General features: G+C 49.5%; 22 protein-coding genes. 6 read left to right on the top strand and 16 right to left on the bottom strand.

Annotated features, from left to right (window positions below):
* Positions 1–112: 112 nt before the first annotated feature.
* The 3 genes from KQJ23_RS19960 to KQJ23_RS19950 form a co-directional block, all read right to left on the bottom strand.
* The gene (locus KQJ23_RS19960) at positions 113–736 is read right to left on the bottom strand and encodes an XTP/dITP diphosphatase (RefSeq protein WP_216480709.1); all 624 of its coding nucleotides are present in this window, start codon (positions 734–736) and stop codon (positions 113–115) included.
* Positions 736–1,497 (bottom strand): ribonuclease PH, encoded by a 762-nt coding sequence (rph, locus tag KQJ23_RS19955; RefSeq protein ID WP_283571214.1) that lies wholly within the window; start codon positions 1,495–1,497, stop codon positions 736–738. Before rph ends, KQJ23_RS19960 begins: the two co-directional genes overlap by 1 nt.
* A 183-nt stretch (positions 1,498–1,680) precedes the next feature.
* Positions 1,681–2,742, bottom strand: coding sequence for a GerMN domain-containing protein (locus KQJ23_RS19950; protein WP_216480707.1), 1,062 nt, complete (start codon positions 2,740–2,742; stop codon positions 1,681–1,683).
* A 189-nt stretch (positions 2,743–2,931) separates the two neighbouring features.
* Between KQJ23_RS19950 and KQJ23_RS19945 the strand changes: the two genes are divergently transcribed.
* On the top strand, positions 2,932–3,510 hold the full coding sequence (locus KQJ23_RS19945) for a phosphatidylglycerophosphatase A family protein (protein WP_216480705.1): 579 nt from the start codon (positions 2,932–2,934) through the stop codon (positions 3,508–3,510).
* Positions 3,511–3,550: 40 nt separating this feature from the next.
* Here KQJ23_RS19945 and KQJ23_RS19940 read toward each other — a convergent pair whose 3' ends face one another.
* The 3 genes from KQJ23_RS19940 to KQJ23_RS19930 all read right to left on the bottom strand — a co-directional run bounded on the left by KQJ23_RS19940 (position 3,551) and on the right by KQJ23_RS19930 (position 6,613).
* Positions 3,551–4,555 (bottom strand): MBL fold metallo-hydrolase, encoded by a 1,005-nt coding sequence (locus KQJ23_RS19940; RefSeq protein WP_216480703.1) that lies wholly within the window; start codon positions 4,553–4,555, stop codon positions 3,551–3,553.
* Positions 4,552–5,304 (bottom strand): class I SAM-dependent methyltransferase, encoded by a 753-nt coding sequence (locus tag KQJ23_RS19935; protein ID WP_216480701.1) that lies wholly within the window; start codon positions 5,302–5,304, stop codon positions 4,552–4,554. Before KQJ23_RS19935 ends, KQJ23_RS19940 begins: the two co-directional genes overlap by 4 nt.
* Before the next feature lie 130 nt (positions 5,305–5,434).
* Positions 5,435–6,613, bottom strand: a complete 1,179-nt coding sequence (locus KQJ23_RS19930) for a foldase protein PrsA (protein ID WP_249529930.1) — start codon at positions 6,611–6,613, stop codon at positions 5,435–5,437.
* A gap of 213 nt (positions 6,614–6,826) precedes the next feature.
* On the opposite strand from KQJ23_RS19930, the gene KQJ23_RS19925 reads away from it, so the two are divergent.
* A complete protein-coding gene (locus tag KQJ23_RS19925) occupies positions 6,827–8,182 on the top strand; it encodes a dipeptidase (protein WP_216480699.1) in 1,356 nt (451 codons plus the stop codon).
* Positions 8,183–8,544: 362 nt separating this feature from the next.
* Here KQJ23_RS19925 and KQJ23_RS19920 read toward each other — a convergent pair whose 3' ends face one another.
* The 4 genes from KQJ23_RS19920 to KQJ23_RS19905 all read right to left on the bottom strand — a co-directional run bounded on the left by KQJ23_RS19920 (position 8,545) and on the right by KQJ23_RS19905 (position 11,426).
* Positions 8,545–8,769 (bottom strand): helix-turn-helix domain-containing protein, encoded by a 225-nt coding sequence (locus tag KQJ23_RS19920; RefSeq protein ID WP_044481798.1) that lies wholly within the window; start codon positions 8,767–8,769, stop codon positions 8,545–8,547.
* Positions 8,770–8,885: 116 nt separating this feature from the next.
* Complete coding sequence (gene glpK / locus KQJ23_RS19915; protein ID WP_216480697.1) at positions 8,886–10,376, bottom strand: glycerol kinase GlpK; 1,491 nt, start codon at positions 10,374–10,376, stop codon at positions 8,886–8,888.
* A gap of 55 nt (positions 10,377–10,431) precedes the next feature.
* Positions 10,432–10,857 carry a DUF1801 domain-containing protein gene (locus KQJ23_RS19910; protein WP_216480696.1) on the bottom strand — a complete coding sequence of 142 codons (426 nt, stop codon included), beginning with the start codon at positions 10,855–10,857 and terminating at the stop codon, positions 10,432–10,434.
* A gap of 119 nt (positions 10,858–10,976) precedes the next feature.
* On the bottom strand, positions 10,977–11,426 hold the full coding sequence (locus KQJ23_RS19905) for a MarR family winged helix-turn-helix transcriptional regulator (protein WP_216480685.1): 450 nt from the start codon (positions 11,424–11,426) through the stop codon (positions 10,977–10,979).
* A gap of 188 nt (positions 11,427–11,614) precedes the next feature.
* Here KQJ23_RS19905 and KQJ23_RS19900 point away from each other — a divergent pair, with 188 nt between their 5' ends.
* Genes KQJ23_RS19900 through nagA form a run of 3 tightly spaced genes read left to right on the top strand, consistent with a single transcriptional unit; the run spans position 11,615 to position 14,386 of the window.
* Complete coding sequence (locus tag KQJ23_RS19900; protein WP_216480684.1) at positions 11,615–12,487, top strand: MurR/RpiR family transcriptional regulator; 873 nt, start codon at positions 11,615–11,617, stop codon at positions 12,485–12,487.
* Complete coding sequence (gene nagB, locus KQJ23_RS19895; protein WP_216480683.1) at positions 12,480–13,199, top strand: glucosamine-6-phosphate deaminase; 720 nt, start codon at positions 12,480–12,482, stop codon at positions 13,197–13,199. The genes KQJ23_RS19900 and nagB overlap by 8 nt, the downstream gene beginning before the upstream one ends.
* Positions 13,199–14,386, top strand: a complete 1,188-nt coding sequence (gene nagA / locus KQJ23_RS19890) for an N-acetylglucosamine-6-phosphate deacetylase (protein ID WP_216480682.1) — start codon at positions 13,199–13,201, stop codon at positions 14,384–14,386. The genes nagB and nagA overlap by 1 nt, the downstream gene beginning before the upstream one ends.
* 75 nt (positions 14,387–14,461) lie before the next feature.
* On the opposite strand, the gene KQJ23_RS19885 is transcribed toward nagA, so the two are convergent.
* The 5 genes from KQJ23_RS19885 to KQJ23_RS19865 all read right to left on the bottom strand — a co-directional run bounded on the left by KQJ23_RS19885 (position 14,462) and on the right by KQJ23_RS19865 (position 19,594).
* Positions 14,462–15,382 carry a YhcN/YlaJ family sporulation lipoprotein gene (locus tag KQJ23_RS19885; protein WP_216480680.1) on the bottom strand — a complete coding sequence of 307 codons (921 nt, stop codon included), beginning with the start codon at positions 15,380–15,382 and terminating at the stop codon, positions 14,462–14,464.
* Between the two features lie 117 nt (positions 15,383–15,499).
* Positions 15,500–16,819: a nucleotide sugar dehydrogenase gene (locus KQJ23_RS19880; RefSeq protein WP_216480678.1), complete on the bottom strand. Its 1,320-nt coding sequence runs from the start codon at positions 16,817–16,819 to the stop codon at positions 15,500–15,502.
* Positions 16,820–16,855: 36 nt separating this feature from the next.
* On the bottom strand, positions 16,856–17,563 hold the full coding sequence (locus KQJ23_RS19875) for an N-acetyltransferase (RefSeq protein WP_216480676.1): 708 nt from the start codon (positions 17,561–17,563) through the stop codon (positions 16,856–16,858).
* Positions 17,564–18,598: a glycosyltransferase family protein gene (locus KQJ23_RS19870; RefSeq protein WP_216480674.1), complete on the bottom strand. Its 1,035-nt coding sequence runs from the start codon at positions 18,596–18,598 to the stop codon at positions 17,564–17,566.
* Positions 18,599–19,594: a glycosyltransferase family protein gene (locus KQJ23_RS19865; RefSeq protein WP_216480673.1), complete on the bottom strand. Its 996-nt coding sequence runs from the start codon at positions 19,592–19,594 to the stop codon at positions 18,599–18,601.
* Between the two features lie 176 nt (positions 19,595–19,770).
* Here KQJ23_RS19865 and KQJ23_RS19860 point away from each other — a divergent pair, with 176 nt between their 5' ends.
* Positions 19,771–20,793: a DUF4855 domain-containing protein gene (locus KQJ23_RS19860; protein ID WP_216480671.1), complete on the top strand. Its 1,023-nt coding sequence runs from the start codon at positions 19,771–19,773 to the stop codon at positions 20,791–20,793.
* A gap of 136 nt (positions 20,794–20,929) precedes the next feature.
* On the opposite strand, the gene KQJ23_RS19855 is transcribed toward KQJ23_RS19860, so the two are convergent.
* Positions 20,930–21,340 (bottom strand): hypothetical protein, encoded by a 411-nt coding sequence (locus KQJ23_RS19855; RefSeq protein ID WP_216480670.1) that lies wholly within the window; start codon positions 21,338–21,340, stop codon positions 20,930–20,932.
* Position 21,341 lies beyond the last annotated feature (1 nt).

The raw sequence follows: 21,341 nt of genomic DNA, 5'->3' as shown, positions 1-21,341 counted from the left end.
CAACAGCGATCGTAAGCACACTTCACACGTTGCCCCCAGCACGCAGAATCATTAGCAAGGGACTTATGAGATACCCTCTTGCCGGTTATATAAGGCTATCCAACTCCGCTGCTTACGCCTTCAGCTTCGCAGCCAGCTCGCGGAGCGCTGCCCCTCGGTGACTGATCGCCTGCTTCTCCTCGAGCGTCAGTTCAGACATCGTCTTCTCGTAATCCGGAAGGTAGAACAGCGGATCATAGCCGAAGCCCCCGTCCCCTGCCGGTGTCGAGGTGATCCACCCTTCTACAGAACCGGATGCTTCCGTAAAGCCGCCGGTTGCAGGATCGTACAAAGCAAGATGACAGATGAATCGAGCCGTACCCAGCAGCGGCTGCTCCGTATCTTCGCCTTGCTTCTGCTTCTCCAGCTCGCGCAGCAGCTTGTTATTGTTGTCTTCATCTGTAGCGCCCTCACCTGCATAACGGGCTGAATAGACGCCTGGCGCACCGCCCAGCAGATCCACACAGAGACCGGAGTCATCCGCAAGCACCGGTTGTCCGAGGATATCGCCGGCAGTCTTGGCCTTCTTTCTGGCATTATCGGCAAATGTCTCTCCATCTTCAACGATGTCCGGGACCTCTGGATAATCATACATACTTTTGACCGGTTTACCGAGAAAAGCAAGGGCATGAGCGAATTCTCTCACCTTGCCCTGATTCCGGGTAGCGACCACAATGACGGATTCACTGCGTTCCATTACACATTCGCCCCCGCTTTTCCTTCAGTAATTTTCAAAGCAATCGGTCCCAAGGCCTCACGCTGCTGCTCGATCATTTCATAAATCCCCTGCTCGGCCAGCTCCAGCAGTCCATCCAGCTCCTGCCTTGTAAAGGGTCTTTCTTCACCTGTGCCCTGAAGCTCCACGAATTGGCCTTGCCCGGTCATGACTACATTCATATCCACCTTGGCCTTGGAGTCTTCCTCATAGTTCAAATCAAGCAATTGCCGGTCACCTACGACGCCTACGCTGACTGCCGCAAGAAAATCGGTGATGGGAAACACCGGCAACGAATGCTTGACCGCCAGTTTATTCACTGCGATTGCCAGCGCTACAAACGCTCCCGTAATCGAGGTCGTCCGGGTTCCGCCATCTGCTTGAAGCACATCGCAGTCCACCGTGATGGAACGTTCACCCAGTGCGGACAGGTCCACGACAGAACGCAAGGCCCGGCCGATCAGACGCTGAATTTCCATCGTTCGTCCGCTCTGCTTTCCTTTGGCGGATTCCCGCTGATTGCGGCTGTGAGTTGCCCGCGGCAACATGGCATATTCAGCTGTAACCCAGCCTTTCCCCTGCCCTTTCATGAACATGGGGACCTTCTCTTCTACGGTGGCGGTGCAAAGCACTTTTGTGTCACCTACTTCTATGTAGACTGATCCCTCCGCATATTTGTTATAATCCACGGTCATCTTCATCGAACGCCGCTCGTTGGCTTCCCGGCCATTTATTCTCATCATCATTGCCTCCTACATGTTCTTGCTGTCTTCGAGATGCCTAAATGCTGTCCCTATTCTATCAAAGTGTGGTCATAAAAGCATCCTTCCATTCCCCGTCTGTTGGCTGGCGGTTGGGGGAAGCGGTGAAAAGGCCTGCTTCCGCAGGCCTGATCGTCAGGACTATTATTGAATCGGTTCCTTACCCTAGAGCTCGATTTCATTAATATTGGCCGGACGAAGTACGGGTTCACCATATTGTTGATTATCCATCCCGACTACATCCTTTTGCCCATTCAGCCATACTCTGACCTTATAATCCTGTGTATTCTCTGTCACGGTCAGTACGAGGGACTGCAGCATCTGAGCCGGCGGCTTATCTCCCGCTTCGAACATATCATCCTCAAGGGAGACCGTAATGACCCCATCCTCCGACAGCTCAACTGCCTTGAGAACCGTCCCGCCAGTCAGAACGCTCTCCAGACCATTCCCCTGAGCTGGGCCTTTGATCAATTCGCCTAGCGCAGCCGTAACGACATTTTTGCCTGTGGAGACAAATCTGGTTACAGGAACGTAGTATGGAGCTCCATCAGGATTTGTAGCCGCGAAATAAAGCGTAACCGGTCGGGTCTGCGAGAAGCTCATGCCCTCACCAAGCTCCAGATTGATGCCAAGTGCACGTGTCAACGGCCGATCCATCGGTGTTTTTCCGACCGGCATTTCGTTCAGTTTGGCTCCGGCCATCCAGATTTGTACCTTTTCCACGCCTTCATTCCCCAAGAGCGTCCAGGTTACCGCCTCCATAATCTTCCTCTCGTCAGCAGCATCATAACTGCCAAAGGCCTGGTTGAATTCCACCATCGCCAGCTTCTCATCCTCTTTAATCGTAACAGCCTCCACCTCGGTTCCTGCAGGAAGTACGCCGCTGAATCCAGATGGAATCAGAGCTTGATAAGGGGTGTCCTTGACAAGCATCTCCAATTGGCGTCCAACCCGAGATTGCGCTTCACCCGAGGGTAAATGAAGCGACACGGGCGCCAGCCATCCCTGTTCGTCCTGCAAATAGACCGTCGACAGCGATTCCTCCAGTTCCAGGCTTGTCTGATTGGAGGATTCTAGAGATTGGAGCATCTGGGTCTCAATATCGCTGGGTGGCGGATCGATCTGCGCGGCAGGACCCGCGCCAAACAGCCCGCATCCCGATAACACGAGCGGAACGGCAAGTACGCTGCACAAAGCTGTAATTCGAAGCAATCGGCTTATTCTCATGACAGGGATTCCTCCTAAACTAATCTGGACTGTCTAAAAGTACGCGTTTGTACAACCTCTAAAAGATGACTTTTCAGACAACCTCTATTACTATGTATACGAGCCCCTTTTTGAAAAATAACTATCTTTTTGCACCAAGATGGACACACTGCATCATAGCGATAGCTTGATTACAGTTAGGAGTAGGTGATGAAGATCGGAACGGAAGAACGGAAGGCCAAGGCTCCTTATAGCCTGAACAGCAAGAAGGTGGCGGATGCCACGATGTTATGGCTTGAGAAACGCGGGGTAAAGATCGAAGAAATTGCAGAATTAGTAATGCTGCTGCAGAAGAAATATTACCCTGGCCTGACCATGGAGGAATGCATGCATAATGTGGAGCAGGTGCTGAGTAAGCGGGAGGTTCAGAATGCTGTGCTAACCGGCATTCAGCTCGATTTACTGGCGGAACAGGGGCTTTTGATCCCTGAATTGCAGGATATGGTCGCCAATGACGAGGGACTGTACGGGGTAGATGAAATTTTGGCCTTTTCCATCGTCAATGTGTACGGAAGCATCGGATTTACGAACTACGGATATGTAGACAAATTGAAGCCCGGCGTTCTGGAGCGTCTTAACGACAAGACACTCGGCCCATGCAATACGTTCCTCGACGATATCGTCGGTGCGGTCGCAGCGTCGGCCAGCAGTCGAATTGCCCATCGCAAGCAGGCAGAGCGGGAACAGGAGCAGGGCGAGGATACGCTCGGCAAAGATATTGTCAGATAGGTCCACTAAAAAAACCGTTTGGAGCAAAGAGACTTCTCTTTCACTCCAAGCGGTTTTTCATTCTTTTTGACCCAAACCGGATATGTGAACTTGAATTACTAATCTCGAGCCTTCCCCGCCGTACTAATTCAAACAGGTGCGCCAATGTCTCTGCCATGGCAAATCGCATCTGATGAATGCCCAATTCCGTACCAAACAGAGCTTCGCAAATATCAAAGCCGCTTCGCTCCCCGTCGTCCAGCAAAGCCTCAATCATCTCCAGACGTTCCTCATGATGCAGCAGCAGTCGGTCAATACGCTCAGCGAAGCCGGAGAAAGGATTTCGATGTCCCGGGAAAGCTACGCTCACCCTGAAGTCCTTCAGCTTGTCCAAAGATTGCAGGAAGGAATGCAGCGGGTTCGGGTCGCTTCCGGGAAGCAGACTGATATTCGGTGATATCTGCGGAAGCACTGCATCTCCGCATAGGATAATCCCTTGTCCATCCTCGTAGAACGATAGATGCCCCGGGGCGTGGCCTGCCGTTTCGATAGCCGTCCAGCTTCGATCTCCTAATCGGAGAATCTCCCCGTCCGCAACGGATATGATCTCGGGCTGCGGCTCCACTTGTGAAAGGAAGCTGTCCAGATGTCCTGGAAGCAGGGCAAGCCAGGTATCCGGCATTCCATGCTGACGAAATAAGGCGGTTAGCTCTTCGTTGATTCGCTGCCCCTTCCCCCACATTAGCTGGGATTCTTCATAGGCACGGCGGGACATATAAACTTTGGCTCCGCTACGGGACTGCATGTATCCCGCCAGACCGTAGTGATCCGGGTGATGGTGAGTCACTACGATGGAGGTAATCTCCCGAGCCTGAATCCCCAATTCTCCCAGCGCTTGCTCCCATGTTGCTATGGATTCATTGGTACGAGGCCCGGGATCAACCAGGGTTATCTCTCCATTTCCTTGCAAAATATAGCTGTTTATCCATCGGAGCGGAGGAGCCATAGGAACATGCACGGCATGAATCCGATATTCATCCCAGCTCTGGATCATCTGCCGGGTCATTGGCATCCACCCAACAGGATCATACGCGGAGACAGAATCGGATCGTAGCTCTCGCCTGCATGGCTTCCGTAAATCTGCTCCAATATAAGTCCTGCCTCTCCAAGCATATCGGTAAATTGCTCAGCAGTATACAGCTTGATCCGCTCCAGGTATTCACGGGGCTCCTCCTGATTGTTTCCTTCACTCTTAGCCGCCTGGGAAATCCAGATTCGCTTCATTACGTACCCATTCTGGATCATTCTGCGCTCCACAATTCGCTGGCCGTCATCCATCCGTTCAGACTCTGGAATCAAGTTGTCGGCAATATACCTCGGATTTAGGTAATCAATGATAAACTTTCCCTCCGGTTTCAGTACCCGCTTAATCTCACGCAGCACTTGAATATGCTCACGGTCCTCCTTAAAGTAGCCAAAGGAGCTGAACAGGTTCACAACAGCATCAAATCCTCCTGTTAGCGGCAGCTTCCGCATATCTGCTTGAAGCCATGTCACCCGGTGCTCCGGGTCATTTCTTCGGGCTTCACGCAAAAGGACCTCCGATAAATCAACGCCAGTTACTTCGAAGCCAGCTTCCACCAAAGCCATGGAGTGGCGTCCCATTCCACAGCACAGATCAAGAACCTTCGCTTCCTGCGGCAGCTCCAGCCACTCAACCATACGCTCGACTTCCCGTCTGGCTCCTTGAGTATCACGATGCTTATATACAAGCAAGTAGTCTTCACCAAAGCTGTGCTCATACCATTCCGCCATGATCTCTCCTCCAGTTTGAGCTCTGTTCTGTTCCGTTCCGTATGTATATAGACTATATTGTACCTCCAATGGATCATACTGCACAAACTAAAAAAAGAGGGTGCCTGTTCAGGCCCCCCCATCATTCCGGTTATTCTGCTGCTTCTGTGTCTGCTTCGTCATCCGATGAATCTGTGAAGGTATTCGTGATTGTTGCATTGCTGCGCAGGCCCTCAACCCAGCTACTGCTCAGCTCCGACACTTGGTTGGAGACCAGCGTTTTACGGATATAATCCTTCTCTTCCTCATAGGTCGCCGAGTGTGCTTCAATACGGTCCGTAACCTTGATTACAGTATAACCGCCGCTTGTCTTGACAGCTTCGCTGACTTCATCCTTGGCAAGTGCAAAAGCCGCCTCTTCAATCGCTTCTTCCTGCTCTCCGCGGGCAAAGAAATCCGTATCGCCGCCATTGGCCTTGGTATATTCATCCAATGACACGTTAGCAGCCAGCTCTGCAAAGTCCTTGCCTTCCTTCAATTGCTTGATCACATCATTCGCTTCTTCTTCCGTAGCGACAAGGATCAACGAGGCCCGAACTTGCTCCGGTGTATCAAATGATGATTTGTAATCTTCAAACGTCTGCTTGACTTCATCATCCGTAACCGTGATTTGCGGCTCAAGCAGCTTGGTCATTAACAATTTCAATTGAATATTTTCACGAAGCATTTCCATGGTCATGCCGTTAGATACCAGTGCGCTGTCAAGTGCTTCTCTTGAGCCGAAAGATTTTTCCAGATCTGCAACTTCAGCGTCAATGTCGCTCTCCGTAACCTCAACGCTCTGCTTAACTGCCTCTTGATTGACAAGCTCCTCCATAATCAATTGATCAAGTGCGGATTGCTTGGTGGCGGAGTTTAGTTCTTCATATAGCTGGTCCTTGGAGATTTCCACTCCGTTTACCGTAGCTACCGCCTCTGCCTTGTTCGTTGCAAATGGCGGCTTGACCAGCACAATAATCAGCACAACCACAAGTGCAAGTGAAGTAAATAGCCAGACCTTGTTGCTGCCGCCATTCCCGTTATTCGATAACGAGCCGTTTTCCTTGGTTAATTCATCATAGGCCGGAGTCATTACTGCCAAAGGTTCGCCTTCAGGTTCCTCTTCATTTTTAGTCTCTTCCAAAGGCTGGATCTCTGTGTCTTCAGCCGCGGTGTCGCCTGTCTCCACAGGCATCTCTTCTGCAGGCGTGTCAACACTTCCTTCTGTAAGCGCATCCTCTTCTGCTTGTCCGCCCGGGACGATTTCTAATTCCTTGTCCTTATCTTCCATTCGATCGCTGACTCCCTTCATTCTTGTACAAACTTATACTCTTATGACTTTATCAGAATTATGCGGGTTATACCTTAAGGAATCCTAAAAAAGATGTACATTTTTTAAGGCAATTTTAATCTGAACCGCTGAATTTACTGCCGTTTATTTCTGTTATCGCACAAAAAGGTGTAAAATGGGAGGGAAACTAACGTCCGGGAGGAAATGATAACGATGGATTACCAAAGCTATTTTCAGAGCAACAAAGACAAGCATTTACGGGAACTGGGCGAACTGATCTCGATACCGAGCATTTCAGCCCTATCCGAACATAAATCCGATATGAACCGAGCCGCTGAATGGGTTGCTGACTCCCTTCGCCGTGCGGGCATGGAGCAAGTAGAGATCTATCCGACAGACGGCCATCCGATTGTTTACGGTGAGCACGTGCATGCTCCAGGCAAGCCTACCGTGTTAGTCTATGGGCATTACGATGTACAACCTGTAGACCCGCTGGAATTATGGGAAAGCCCGCCATTTGAACCTACGATTCGCGATAACAAATTGTTTGCCCGGGGAGCTACCGATGATAAAGGACAGGTATTTCTTCATATAAAGGCCGCCGAGGCCCTTCTGCAATTGGATAAAGAACTGCCGGTCAACCTCAAGTTCTGTATTGAAGGTGAAGAAGAGGTAACAAGCCCGAATCTCCCGTCCTTTCTGACCGAACATCAGGACAAGCTGGCTGCCGATGTCGTCCTGATCTCTGATACCGCCTTGCTGGAACCAGGCAAGCCGGCCATTTGTACCGGCCTGCGCGGATTGTGTTCTCTGGAGGTTAGCGTAAGAACAGCAAATACGGATTTGCATTCCGGGACCTATGGAGGCGGGGTGCCGAATTCACTTCATGTGCTGATCGATCTGTTGGCTTCGCTGCATGATAAGCAAGGCCGGGTTGCCGTCGAAGGCTTCTATGAAGGTGTGCCTGAGATGACCGATCTGATTCGCGAAGAAATTGAGAAGCTTCAATTCAGCGAGGAAGGGCTGAGACAAACCCTTGCCCTGGACACGCTGTACGGTGAAGAAGGCTTCGGATTCATCGCCCGCACCGGTGTTCGTCCAACACTGGAATTAAACGGTGTGTACGGCGGATTCCAAGGTGAGGGAACCAAGACGGTCATCCCTAAGGAAGCCCACGCCAAGATCACCTGCCGGCTCGTGGGGGATCAGGATCCGCAGGATGTGCTTGATAAGATTGAAGCTCATCTTCAATCCCATCTGCTTCCTGGCGCCAAGCTTGAGGTGAAGCAGTTGGAGCGTGCCCGCGCGTTCACCATCGATCCGTCCGATCCGATGCTGCAAAAAGCTGCGGATGCTTATGAAAAAGTCTATGGAACCCGTGCATTGTTCACGAAGGATGGCGGCTCTATTCCAATCGTTGAGACCTTGTCCCGTGTTCTGAAGGCTCCTGCCGTCATGATGGGCTTCGGCTTGCCGAACGAAAACCTGCACGCTCCGAACGAGCATTTCCATCTAGAGAATTTTGACAAAGGTCTGCTGACAATTGTCGAATATTTGAAGTCGCTGTAAGCCAGCAGCTCTTGACTACTGACAGGTACAGGAGATGCGCGGAGGGCGCCGCGAGTAAAGGTATCCCTCCGACCGCTGTTGTTCACGGATTTCTCTCATTGTATTGATTATTGTTAGAAATCCGTTCACAAAGGCGGGCGCTTCGCTTCTTCTGGGCACCTCTACTCTACTCTCCGCTTTAAAAATAGACCAAGCGATACCTTCCTTCCATGGACAGCGATCACTTGGTCTATTTTTATATAAACTAGTCCTATCTAATTCAAAAAAAAGAGCCTTCTCGCTCCTCTGCGGAAGCTCGTTAGCTCTCAATTGCATTCACACTGCAAATGACGACAGTGAGCGGGAGGACTTGCCGCACATCGTCAGATTTTCAACTCCCCAAGCTTGATCAGCTCGACAACCGCTTGTGCCCGGCCCTTTACGTTCAATTTTTGCATGACATTGGAAATGTGGTTCCGGACTGTCTTCTCACTGATAAACAGCTGCCCTGCAATATCCCGTGTCGTTTTATCCTGCACGAGGAGCTCAAAAACTTCCCGTTCACGATGTGTTAACAGAAATTTGCTGTTGCGATCGCTAGTCTTCAAAATGCGTCACCCCTCCTTGCTTGGGTTTTTGGTTTAACAAGGTTCAGGGATACAGTCAACACATCTTATGAAGAAACCGGGTTAATGGTGCGGTATGCAGGCAAATTGGGCTTGAGCTACTTGAAGGCCATGGCCGCATTTACCGCGCGCTTCCAGCCCTCATAGAGGGACAAACGAACCGCCTCCTCCAGGGAAGGCTCAAAACGGCGGTCAAGCCTCCAGATCTGGCGGATTTCTTCCCGGTCCTGCCAATAGCCTACGGCAAGCCCGGCCAGGAAGGCTGCTCCCAGTGCCGTCGTCTCACGAACTGCCGGCCGCTCCACGGCCAGGTCCAAAATATCGCTCTGAAATTCCATCAAGAACTCATTCGATACGGCCCCGCCGTCCACGCGCATCTTGGAGACCGCCATACCCGCGTCCTGTTCCATAGCCGCAAGAATATCCTTGGTCTGATAAGCGAGCGCTTCCAGTGTTGCACGAATAAAATGCTCCTTTGATGTGCCCCGGGTCAATCCGAACACGGCTCCCCTTACTTCACTGTCCCAATAAGGGCTGCCTAAGCCCACAAAGGCAGGAACCACATAGACTCCCTCCGTTGAATCCACACGGCGCGCATAAATCTCACTATCCTTCGTATCGCGAAGCATTCGCAGACCGTCCCGAAGCCATTGAATGGCCGAGCCGGACACGAAAATGCTTCCTTCCAAGGCATACTCTACCTTGCCGCCGATCCCCCAAGCAATCGATGTAATCAGTCCATGCGCCGACTCGACGGGTCGCTCGCCTGTATACATTAGCATGAAGCAGCCTGTTCCGTAGGTTGTCTTCACCATGCCCTCTTCGAAGCAGGTTTGTCCGAACAAAGCCGCCTGCTGATCTCCAGCGATACCCGCAATTGGAACTTCCTCTCCAAAAAAATGATAGGGTACCGTGTTGCCGTAAATCTCCGAGGAGGACCGCACCTCCGGCAGCATGGCCCGGGGCACATCCAGAATAGCAAGCAGCTCCTGATCCCACTCCAGCGAGTGGATATTATATATCAGCGTTCTGGAGGCATTGGAATAATCCGTAACATGCAATACACCGCCGGACAGCTTCCAGATCAGCCAGGTGTCGATTGTGCCGAACAGAAGCTCGCCTCTGGCCGCCCGTTCTCTGGAACCGGCGACATGGTCAAGTATCCATTTTACCTTTGTCCCGGAAAAGTAGGGATCAATAAGTAGCCCGGTCTTATCCCGGAAGAGTTGATCATAACCAGCCTGCTTCAATTCCTCGCAAATGGGAGCCGTCTGTCTCGACTGCCAGACGATAGCCGGATAGATAGGCATGCCCGTCTCCTTGTCCCACACGATCGTTGTCTCCCGCTGATTCGTAATGCCAATGCCGGCGATTTGCTTCGGCTTCACTCCGGATTCCGACAGACAGGAGGCGATAACCGCGAGAATCGAGCCCCAGATCTCATTTGGCTGCTGCTCCACCCATCCCGGCTTGGGAAAATACTGCGGAAACTCGCGCTGAGCGGAATGAACGATGGCACCTTTCCGATTGAATAACATCGCCCGCGAGCTCGTTGTTCCTTGGTCCAGAGCAAGAATATAGGTTTCCAAATAAAATTCTCCCCTTCCTTTTTCCGGTATGTGTTTGGAATGTTCTACATTTATTCTATTCCGCCGGCGGATAAGTTTCTTTCAGAAATTGAACCGACTGAGTGATTAATGCTATTAAAATATCTTCATTAATATCCGCCAATTTATTGATATAAACGCAGCCTTTTCCCGCTGTATGCTTACCCAATAGTTCCAACAGGTTATCCCGTGCCTCATCTCCTGTCGCGAAATATAAGCTGATCTTCGCCTTTCTCGGGGAGAAACCCACAAGCGGCGCATCGCCTTCATGACCGGAAACGTACTTGTAATGATAGGATCCGAACCCGATGATGCTGGGCCCCCACATTTTTGCCGGATATCCTGTCGTGTCTCTGAAAATATCCAACAGCCGATAGGCATCCTCACGCTTTTTCGCTTGATCCAAATTTTCGATAAATTCAATGACGCTGTTTTCGGTTTCTTTTGTCTTCTGCTGATACATCGCTAATTCGCCTCTTTCCTGCGGCAGACCGATCGAATTTTTGAAGCTGCTGCTCTATATGAACGATTTTGAAAAGAAGCCTGCCGACAGGCAAGCTCCTCTTAGTCTCCCTTAAGACCTTAATCACGGTTCGATTTCGGGACATCATTCTGCGCAAACTTTTCGATGACCCCGATCAGAACCTCCAATTCATGCGGCGTCAGATTCGAAAGATGGGATCTTAAAACCTTGCGCGACCGGTTTCCCGCTTCCTTATAGACGTCTGCCCCAAGCTCGGTGACCGACAGAAGCACTGCCCGGCGGTCTTGCTCATCATGCCGGCGCTCGATATAACCGCTTTGAACCAGACGATCGGCCATCACTGTGATCGCACTCGGTTTAACATCCAATTTCTCTGATAGATGACTGACATTGCAGGACTCACTGCGGTAGATCAAGCTCAGCATCTGAAATTGGGGACCTGTCAAGCCAAGCTCACTGTGCTGCATAATTTCACTATGGATTTTCCGAAAACTGTTAGACCATGCAGCCAGTAGGCGTTCAATGTAATGATCCAGGTCAAAATCCAATATTCTTCACCTCGGCAATCCTTGATTCTACCATTTAAGTGTAGTATGCAATTGCACAAATCACAACAAAAATCCTGTCTGCTTGATTTCACGCGGAGAATTGTATATGATGAAATCAAAATAATTTTCATGTAATAAGACCATAATATAAAAATAATTTTCTTTCAAAAAGAAGGTGATTATAGAATATGCTATCGCCGATTTTGCATGCTTTGTCCAGCCATCTGGAGACACTGCCGCCTCAAGAGAGACGGCTGGGGGAGTATATTCTCAAGCATTCCTCCGCAGTAATTCACCTTGGGATTACTGAGTTAGCCAATACATGCGGAATCAGTCCTTCTACCGTGACGCGCTTTTGCAAAACCTTTCACTTCAAGGGATTTCCTGATTTCAAAATGAAGCTGGCCGGAGAGCTGGCCCATCAGACTTCGGAAGCCCAGTATCAGGATATTATTGCCGGAAATGACTTGCACAAAATCGTGCAGGCTATGGAAGCAAACCATGTGGCATCCATTACGGACACAACCCGGCTACTAGACATGAATACGCTCCAAAGAGCTATCGATGCTTTGTGCCTGGCTAGCAGGATCGATTTATACGGGGTGGCCACATCTTCCATTATTGCGCAGGACTTTTATCAAAAGCTGGTCCGAATCGGCAAAAATAGTACTGCATTTTCCGATTCGCATATGCAGATTACTTCGGCGTCCGGACTTCGGGCCGGGGATGCTGCGCTTGCCATTTCCTACAGCGGGGAAACCCCGGAGACCATTGATGCCTTAAGGTGCGCAAGAGACAGCGGAGCTGTAACGATCTCGCTGACGCAATACGGCAGCAACTCGCTCGCTTCTATGGCTGATATCTCTTTGTTCTCTTCCTCACTTGAAGAGGGGATGCGCCGGGGAGATATGGCATCCAGAATCGCTCAGCTTCATGTTATCGATATTCTATTTACAGGTATGGTTAGTACAGAGTTCGAGGATTTCATTCCGAGATTGGAAGGTTCTTATCAGAACGTTCAAGCATACAGAATATCCAAGGAGGGTAACAATAATGATTAATATTATTAAAGTGAACAGTGAACAACAATTTAATGAGACCGGTGCCGGTATTATCGCCAGCTTGCTGCAATCCAATCCCCGGGCTATTTTGGGGCTGGCTACCGGCGGTACGCCTGTAGGCGTATATCAGAAGCTGGTTGAACTATATCGTGAAGGTGTGGTCAGCTTCAAACAAGCCAGCAGCTACAATCTGGATGAATATGTCGGTCTTCCTGAGAATCATCCGGAGAGCTACCGCCGGTTCATGAATGAAAAGCTGTTCGATCATATTGATATTCCGATTGAGAATACACATGTTCCTTCCGGAGATTCAGAGAAAGCCGCAGAAGAATATACCCGATTGCTGGAGAAGGCGGGACAGATTGACCTGCAATTGCTCGGCGTGGGACATAACGGCCATATTGGATTTAACGAGCCGAGCGAGAACCTGCACGGACCAACCCATATCGTGGAATTGGATGAGCTAACACGCCAGGCCAATGCGCGCTATTTCCCTTCAATTGAAGAAGTTCCAACCCATGCGGTCACGATGGGAATTGGCACGATCCTGCAAGCCAAGCAGATTTTGTTGATGGCAAAGGGCGCCGACAAAGCCGAAATTGTGGCCAAGGCGTTAAAAGGGCCGATCACGACTCAATGCCCGGCATCCCTGCTCCAGACTCACGCTAATGTTGTCGTTGTGTTGGACCAAGCCGCAGGGGGACTTCTCTAATGGAATCCTCTTCTCTGCAAATTATCCACGCACAGGTTGTCACTCCACGGGGCATCATTAAGGATGGGGCAGTATCGGTAGAAAACGGAGTGATCCGTTATGTGGGTACAACTCCAGGCCTCGCCTCGGCTGGCATGTCGACCCATGACGCTATTGATGCAGAGGGTGCCTATGTCCTGCCGGGATTTATCGATATACATGTTCACGGCGGCATGCTTCAGGATTTTTCGTCGCCAAGCAAACAAGCATTCGATGATATTACCAAGCTGCACCTGAGTCAAGGCACGACCTCGATGCTAGCCACCACCATGACTATGCCAAAAGAGGTTATTGATGCGGTTCTGGAAGAAGTTCATCGCTATATAGAAGACGGGATGCCTTATGCCAAGCTGGCAGGTGTCCATCTTGAGGGTCCCTTCATCAACCCGAATTGGCCCGGTGCCCAGAATCCCGCTCACATCGTTCCTCCCAACAAGGCATGGGTCGAGCAATGGAATGCTAAATATCCAGGCCTAATCAAGCAGGTGACCCTTGCTCCTGAACAAGAAGGTGCGCATGAGCTTATCGCATTCCTTCGCAGTCAAGCAATTGTTGCTGCTGCAGGCCATACAGATGCAACCTATGAGGAGATCATGTCGGCAGTTGAAGTGGGTCTCCATCATGCAGTGCATACCTTCAATGCAATGACTCCATTCCATCATCGCAAGCCGGGAACTGCCGGGGCCGTGCTAAGCAGCCCCGCTATCAGCGCAGAGATTATTGCCGATGGGATTCATGTGCATAAAGCAGGCATCCAGTTGCTCGCCCAAGTCAAGAATAACCGTAATCTGATTCTGATCACGGATGCGATGTCCGCAGCTGGATTAGGGAACGGAGATTATATGCTTGGCGATTTGCCGGTCGTCGTCAAGGATAATGTATGTACGCTCAAAGAGGATGAAGGAACTTTGGCCGGAAGCACCTTGACCATGATTCGCGGCTTCCGTCACCTGGTTCAGGAGATTGGCCTGACGATAGAGCAAGCATCAGAAGCTGCAAGCGGCAACCCGGCGCGACTGCTAAGAATCGATCACTTCACCGGCTCCATCGAGACCGGAAAGCTGGCGGACCTGCTGCTCGTCAGTACGGACCTGCAATTGGAAAAGATTTGGGTCGAGGGCCATGCCTTCCAGAGTGAGCTTCAATAGCTATGTAGAATAAAGAACTGTCCGTGATTCCCCTGGGGGAAGGGACAGTTCTTTTTTTTGCTGCAGATCTTATCTCTAGCGCGTCACTCCGCCTGAATAGCCATTATTATTGATTCCGGCCGGTGTCATACCTCTATTGTTAATTCCGCTCGGCTGTGTCGGCGCATAACCGTTCGGTCCAGTCATTGTTCCTGCACGGGATGGAAACACCCGGTCGATCATCGTCTGAAAGTCCGAAATCATATTCTGGAGTGCGGATCCGCCGCGGGATTCTGTTGCATAACTGCCGACTCTTGATACAAAGTCGGAATCATTGGATACATAGACATTACGAATATTCGGGGCTGTCTTCTTAATAACATCGGTAACCTGATCTTTTACCTGTTGAGTAACATTGTCAGTCACCCTGCCGGCTTCCGTACCGTTCTCGAGGCCATGCAATGTGCCGGTTCCCATGCCCCCATCGCCGCGATTTAGATCGAACAAGCTGCCTGCCGTTCCGGAACGCCCTGTTAATCCGCGAGCCAGTCCGTTACTCCCGCTTCCCCGGGTCTCGGAGTTTGCTCCGTACGAACCGCTAAAATTCGTCATTCCCCGGTTGTTATTGATCCCGGTTGACATCCCTGTCGACATTTCCGATATTCCCGTTCCTGTCCCGGGATTGTTATTTGTTCCATGAAGCGTCACTGCTACATAAGCATCCCGCTCAGTCACGACGACATGAGCCGTTTGAATATCGCTTAGCCCGGCAACTTTGTTGCTCAGCGCAGGACTGTATTTCAGCGAAGTAATCCGCTCCGATTGACCGTTACCCGCACTCCGTGAAAACATACGATTTCCTTGCGGCAGCGAATTTACGTCAGCATTTCGTCCGTTATGGTTTCGCAGGCTTTGCGTTTTGACATTATTGTTATCTGTACGAGTTCCACAAGCGGTCAAACCGACCATGCCGGCGATAAGAGCGGCGGACAATGACAAATGGACCATCTTCTTCATATGCATCGAATGTACATTCCCCTTCCATAGCTATAATGATTGCAGCTATAGAATGGCTCTCTGCACGGAACGGTATCCTGAAAACTTTTGACAAGGAAGCCGCCGGGAAATTATAAATCAATTTAAGTTTCCGTGTCCGGCTCCGAAGCGATAAATGTTCTCTTTATTCGCCAGCTTATCCGTTACATTGCGCGTGTCAAAAACGATTTGAGCATGAGCGGCAATTTTATCAATTGGAATAACGGAATGATCTGTCACAATGATGACGCAATGGGTATTCTGCAAAGTCTCTTCATGAAGCTCGACGCTCTTATAGACTTGCCCTCCCGCTTCAATCTCTTCAATATAGGGATCGTGATAGCTTACATGATGCCCGGATTGGGCCAGCAAGGAAATCAGATCCAGGGCCGGCGACTCCCGGACATCATTGATGTCTCTTTTGTAGGCAACCCCGTAGATAAGCAGGTTTGCCTGATCGGGAGCATGATGCTGATTAAGCAGAGCTTGGATTCGAGCAGCAACATAGTGCGGCGCATTCCGGTTAACCTCATCTGCAATTTCAATAAATTTGCTCGTCAGGCCTGCTTTTTGCGCCTTCCACTGCAAATACAGCGGATCGACTGGAATACAATGCCCACCGATACCGGGGCCAGGATAATAAGGGGTAAAGCCAAAGGGCTTCGTCTTGGCCGCTTCAATTACTTCCCAAATATCAATGTTCATTTCATCACAAATGGTTGCAAGTTCATTAATAAAGCTGATGTTAACCAAACGATGGGCATTTTCCAGCAGCTTTGTAAATTCTGCTACTTCCGGCGACGAGACGCTCACTACACTATCAAATACTTTTCCATATAGCTCTTCCGCAAGCTTCAGGCATTCCGGAGTCAGACCGCTGATCACCTTGGTAATCTGCTCCACCTTGAAATTTTCATTCCCAGGATCGATTCTTTCAGGGGAATAGCCAATATGAAAATCGATGCCAGCAGTCAAACCGCTGCCTTGTTCAAGCGCCGGTTTGATTACTTCCCTCGTTGTCCCTGGATAAGTAGAACTTTCTAGGATAACTAATTGGCCTTTTTGCAAATATCCGCTGATGTCGGCTACTGCTCTTTCGAGAATGGTCAGGTCTGGTGAATGCTCTGAATTGAGCGGAGTGGGTACACAAATAATGATCGCATCTACTAAGGGGATACAGCTCATTTCATCAGTCGGGTGATACCGGTTTGTTTCCAGGCTTTGACTCAGCTCTTCATCTGTCACGTCGGGCAGGTAGCTTTTGGCTTGAAGCAGCGCCCTAATTTTCCCAAGGTCTTTATCTACTCCGTATACGGTAAATCCTTTGGAGAGAAATAACAGGGACAGCGGCAGACCTACGTATCCTTGCCCGATCACGGCAATCGTTTTGATCAAATTCTTGGTGTTGTTGCCGGTCATAAATACGTCCTCCTTGGTTCAAAATATAGCTAATATTTATTTAGTTGATTTGATCGGTTTTCCCGGGTTGCCTGCTACCGTCTCGCCAGGAGGAACATCTTTAGTAACGACCGTTCCCGCACCGACGACCGCTTGTTCACCGATCGTAATCCCTGGCAGCAAGGTCGCATTATTCCCAATCCTAGCGTGACGCCGGATAATGGGGCCTTGGTGAGGGTAGTTGCCGAGCCCCATATATTTATCGTTAGAGGAAGAGCAGCATGGGCCGATAAAAACATGGTCTTCGATCACCATATCGCTGGTAATATACGAAGACGTTTGAACCGTAACTCTGCTTCCGATCTCCGTTTTGGGCTCCACAATGACATTACGGCCGATAATACTGCTGTTTCCTATGCTTACTCGTTCACGAATGCTGGCCATATCGCCTACAAACACATCTTCACTGAGATTAACCCCGCAATAGATCACAACGCTGCAGCCGATTTTGACCCGATCGCCGATCATTAGCGGCGGCAGGTCCACAGGCGGCTTTTGCGACATTTTGGGATTTGATGCAGGGCGTTTACCGAGAACACACAGATCTCCGATGTGCACCCCGTTGCCGATATTCGTGCCTTGCTTGATCACGACCAAATTTCCAATGGTGACATCATCACCAATTACCACGCCAGGCTCAATAATGACGTGTTCGCCGATCGTAACATTTGATCCATAAAGAATCTCTGTGCTTCTTCCGCCCATTTACAATATGCTCCTTCCCAGAACCTCTTCATATATCGAGATCAACTGTAAAATGATTTGATCTGCATCATGATGCTTCTTAACATACGCGATGCCCTGTCGCCCCCGCTGCGCCCTGAGTTCCGGATGAAGCACCAGCTCTTTCAACCCGTCATAAAGCGTATCCGGATTACATGACAGAATCGGCAAATCAGCAGGGAACGTGTCTTTAAGGTCCGGGCGTATATAGCATACAACCGCCTTCCCGAGCGCCATCGCTTCCACACTCAGGTTGCCGTAAGCACCGCAGAGCACCTGGTCAATCACGATATCCGCTTCTTCGTAAAGCGCCATCGCTTCGTCATGACTCATCCCTTCGACAAGCTTGAAGCGGAGCGGAACCTCTTTCGCCAATTTCTCAACCGCACTGATAATAAACTTGGTCCCCTTGAACTCACGATGAGTCGGTGCGTGAACAATCAGTGGCGGATCTATCTTTTGAAGCTTCGGACTTGGGGGGGTGACGGAAGACGGAATAAACAGTCTGGGCAGCACATATACCTTTTTTCCTTCTGCCGCGTAGTAATCCGCCACGTAAGGGTACAATTCATAGTCCTGGACAATAGCCGCCGACACATGCTTGGCAAAAAACTTCAGGTTTCGTTCCATTTCTTCCTCGGAAAAGGAGGATTCCGTATTTACATAGGGGTTCTGGTATCCGTTCCATGCCTTCGCCCGCTTATGCGACCTGACGTCATTGCCTCGATGATGCATGATAACGCCTCTGCCAGCCTCACTAATCATTTGAATGTCCCGCTTATCTTCTATGAAAGTATAGCTATTATGAAAGTGAAACAAATCATAATTCAGGATGCTGTAGTCCAGCAGCTTAATGAGCTCATAGGATTCAATAGGGATCACTCGGTTGTAATTCAAATAGTTCAGAAAATAATTAAAACCAATGGCATGGATCCCTTTGCTCATCAAAGTATCGCAGATCAAGCCGACCTGTCCGGCAATCTCCACCGGAATGTGCAAGACTTTTACCGATTCCATTTACCCTCCTCCTTTAGCGCTGTTATAAATATTCAGCAGTTTCGGAGTGATGTAACTCAAGCTGTGGTATTTCTCTACATAATAGCGGCCGGCTATACCCAGGTTATGTCTCGCTTCCGGTTGATCGATCAGCGTGGCAAGCACCGCTGATATCGTATCCGGATTCGCCACCACAATCGGCAGCTCCGGCGGAAACTTCGCTCTAACATCGTCCCTGACAAAGGCAACCACGACTTTTCCCATTGCCATAGCTTCCACGCTCAGCATACCGTAGGTTCCGCACAGGATTTGATCGACGATAATGTCAGCAGTCAGGTAGGTGCTCATCGCTTCCCGATGGCTCATTTTCTCGATGGCACGGTATTCGAACCTCTTCGTTCTCTTCAGATCCGCAATAGCCTTCTCCACATATTCCGATCCTTTGAATTCACGATTGGTGGGAGCATGAATTATTAACGGGTTCCTATTGTCTATGGAAGGATAAACGAAAGGAATATCCTCATGCTTGCAAGCCAGTGGCAGAACATGAACATGCTCGTAATAGTCCGCCACATGCGGATAGAGCTCATAGTCCTGAACAATGGCATGCTTGATATACTTGCTCGTAAACATAAGATTTTGATGAATCCGTTCATCGGGAAAGTAACTGGAAGGAATCTGATACGGATTGAGCAAGCTCGTGATCTTTTTAGTTCGGACATCATTGCCCCAATGATGCATGACCATTGCTTTTCCATTCGCATGCAGGAAAGGCAGATCGATATTATTGGCCAGAAATGAGTTGCCGTTATGGAAATGGATTACGTCTGCATATCTGGCAATCGGATCCACGATTCTGATTAGCTCGTAAGCATCCGTTATATTGATGTCTCCGCTGTAGTTCAAATAACTGAGGAACCAGTTATACCCGTTGCTTTCATGTCCCGCCAGCCGAAGCCCATTCACCATGGTCTGCATTTGACCCGCAATTTCGGTCGGCACATGAACGATCTTCATAATGCTCCTCCCCTCACAAAATGACTGCATTCTTCTGACATTATGATTTATTCAATTATAGAGACGGTTGCCAGTGCTCTGGACAAAATTGGATTGTTGTCTAGGTCATCCCTAATTCTGAGAACATACTATTTATTGAAAAAGAACAAAAAATAAAATGGCTGGAGTGTGAAAAGATGATTCCTGCGTCGGCTAGTGGATATTTATCACCGCAGGCCTATCAATTGAAAAACCAGGTGTGCATGATACCGTGCGGAGATTTATTGAATGAAATGCCTCTAAGTTGGAATGAAGACCAATTACGCTATTACACGAATTACATGCTGAACGGTCAACCGATTGACAGCTTTTTTAAGGGATTCATCTTTAACGGGATCCGTACAAAGAGTAATCGTCATTTTATGTACCCGCTTTACGTCGGCTTTGGAGAACCCTCGGTAAAAACCGACTGGCTGGAGTGGATCGACAATCTGTTCGCCCCCGGGGTCAATCTCACAGCCCTGCACCGGCTTGCCAAGAGTGATAAACTCGATGTCTGGGTCTCCATCCCGTATCCTCATCAATTCCAAAAGGCATTCGGTGAAATCCAGGGCCGCAACCTTAACTTTTCTTCAAACATGGACCGCTTTGCTGCAGTCATCTGGTGGATCGACCAATTCAATGCCAGATGGAGCCAGCGAACCGATCTGCACAACAAATTGGACTTCAGAGGATTTCTATGGCAGAGGGAGTCCATCATCCCGCAAAGCAATGACGAGGAACTTTTAAAATGGGTCAACGGAGCGATTGCTTCCCGTAACCAGCTCAGCATGTGGCTGCCCAATTACGGTGCCAACGGGGTGATTCAATGGCATGAGCTTGGCTTTCATGTAGTAGCCTTGAACTCCAACTATACGGGAAATACCGGTTATCTGACGAACTGGATTCTAAATTCATCCGGATTCGCGAAATTCTATCATTTGGGTACTCAAATTACGTTCGGCAAAGGAATGATCTACAGCGATTACCATCATCTCGATTACTTCAACCTTGGACTTCCCGATAAGCAGAACTATATGAAAGACTCCTTTCTTGTGTATCAATTTCCGAATCAGACCCTTGAGACGGTATACAAAGAACGGGTCACGGAGTATATCCGGCTTTACACATTCGTTAAAGGCATCTATCAAAAGGTCAACTATCCGGGCATCGCTTACTAAAACATGAAAAAAAACGGCGGGCAGAAATTACTTAGCCGCCGTTTTTTTTGCAAGAAAAGGGCTGCTTGAGGGCAGGCGGCAATTCCGCTTCCACTCAAAGCAGCCCATTCACGCACAGACAAGGACTTCGCAACGGTCACATGGTACCGACAAGCAAATAGGGAGGGTCCTCCAGCAAAAACGAGGCATCATCTTCAGATTCCAAGACTACATAGACCCCATGATTATTATGACTATCAAACCGCCAAGGCCCGGACAATCGAGTCAGATCAAACTCGATTTCCTTGACCCCTGAAATGGCAACCGTATCCTTAATCTCCGTACACAATGGCCGTGCCTTCAAGATGTACTGTTCATCCCAACCATGTGCAATGTCTCGCAATACAAGCGTTCCCGTAGCCGGAACATTGGCGGTTACGATCAGTTTCATGGACAGAACCTCCATGTCTTCAGGAATAACCGCAATATTATAGGACACGTAGATTTCCTTTCCATGGGCAGAGTAACGATTTGGAATAAAAAGCATCGACTTCTCCAAGATATTCATC

It is taken from the genome of Paenibacillus brevis (assembly GCF_018919145.1).
Lineage (GTDB): Bacteria > Bacillota > Bacilli > Paenibacillales > Paenibacillaceae > Fontibacillus > Fontibacillus brevis.
The sequence above is the reverse complement of the archived record's forward strand: the minus strand, read 5'-3'. Positions and strand labels throughout refer to the sequence as shown.

Excerpts from the sequence above, each read along its gene's own strand:
- KQJ23_RS19880 (WP_216480678.1), bottom strand. The coding sequence starts at position 16,819 with ATGACCGGCAACAACACCAAGAATTTGATCAAAACGATTGCCGTGATC.
- rph (WP_283571214.1), bottom strand. The coding sequence starts at position 1,497 with ATGATGAGAATAAATGGCCGGGAAGCCAACGAGCGGCGTTCGATGAAG.
- KQJ23_RS19940 (WP_216480703.1), bottom strand. The coding sequence starts at position 4,555 with ATGACCCGGCAGATGATCCAGAGCTGGGATGAATATCGGATTCATGCC.
- KQJ23_RS19935 (WP_216480701.1), bottom strand. The coding sequence starts at position 5,304 with ATGGCGGAATGGTATGAGCACAGCTTTGGTGAAGACTACTTGCTTGTA.
- KQJ23_RS19945 (WP_216480705.1), top strand. The coding sequence starts at position 2,932 with ATGAAGATCGGAACGGAAGAACGGAAGGCCAAGGCTCCTTATAGCCTG.
- KQJ23_RS19870 (WP_216480674.1), bottom strand. The coding sequence starts at position 18,598 with ATGGAATCGGTAAAAGTCTTGCACATTCCGGTGGAGATTGCCGGACAG.
- KQJ23_RS19900 (WP_216480684.1), top strand. The coding sequence starts at position 11,615 with ATGCTATCGCCGATTTTGCATGCTTTGTCCAGCCATCTGGAGACACTG.
- nagA (WP_216480682.1), top strand. The coding sequence starts at position 13,199 with ATGGAATCCTCTTCTCTGCAAATTATCCACGCACAGGTTGTCACTCCA.
- KQJ23_RS19885 (WP_216480680.1), bottom strand. The coding sequence starts at position 15,382 with ATGAAGAAGATGGTCCATTTGTCATTGTCCGCCGCTCTTATCGCCGGC.
- nagB (WP_216480683.1), top strand. The coding sequence starts at position 12,480 with ATGATTAATATTATTAAAGTGAACAGTGAACAACAATTTAATGAGACC.
- KQJ23_RS19910 (WP_216480696.1), bottom strand. The coding sequence starts at position 10,857 with ATGTATCAGCAGAAGACAAAAGAAACCGAAAACAGCGTCATTGAATTT.
- KQJ23_RS19860 (WP_216480671.1), top strand. The coding sequence starts at position 19,771 with ATGATTCCTGCGTCGGCTAGTGGATATTTATCACCGCAGGCCTATCAA.
- KQJ23_RS19950 (WP_216480707.1), bottom strand. The coding sequence starts at position 2,742 with ATGAGAATAAGCCGATTGCTTCGAATTACAGCTTTGTGCAGCGTACTT.
- KQJ23_RS19865 (WP_216480673.1), bottom strand. The coding sequence starts at position 19,594 with ATGAAGATCGTTCATGTGCCGACCGAAATTGCGGGTCAAATGCAGACC.
- KQJ23_RS19855 (WP_216480670.1), bottom strand. The coding sequence starts at position 21,340 with ATGAATATCTTGGAGAAGTCGATGCTTTTTATTCCAAATCGTTACTCT.
- KQJ23_RS19930 (WP_249529930.1), bottom strand. The coding sequence starts at position 6,613 with ATGGAAGATAAGGACAAGGAATTAGAAATCGTCCCGGGCGGACAAGCA.
- KQJ23_RS19875 (WP_216480676.1), bottom strand. The coding sequence starts at position 17,563 with ATGGGCGGAAGAAGCACAGAGATTCTTTATGGATCAAATGTTACGATC.
- KQJ23_RS19960 (WP_216480709.1), bottom strand. The coding sequence starts at position 736 with ATGGAACGCAGTGAATCCGTCATTGTGGTCGCTACCCGGAATCAGGGC.
- KQJ23_RS19925 (WP_216480699.1), top strand. The coding sequence starts at position 6,827 with ATGGATTACCAAAGCTATTTTCAGAGCAACAAAGACAAGCATTTACGG.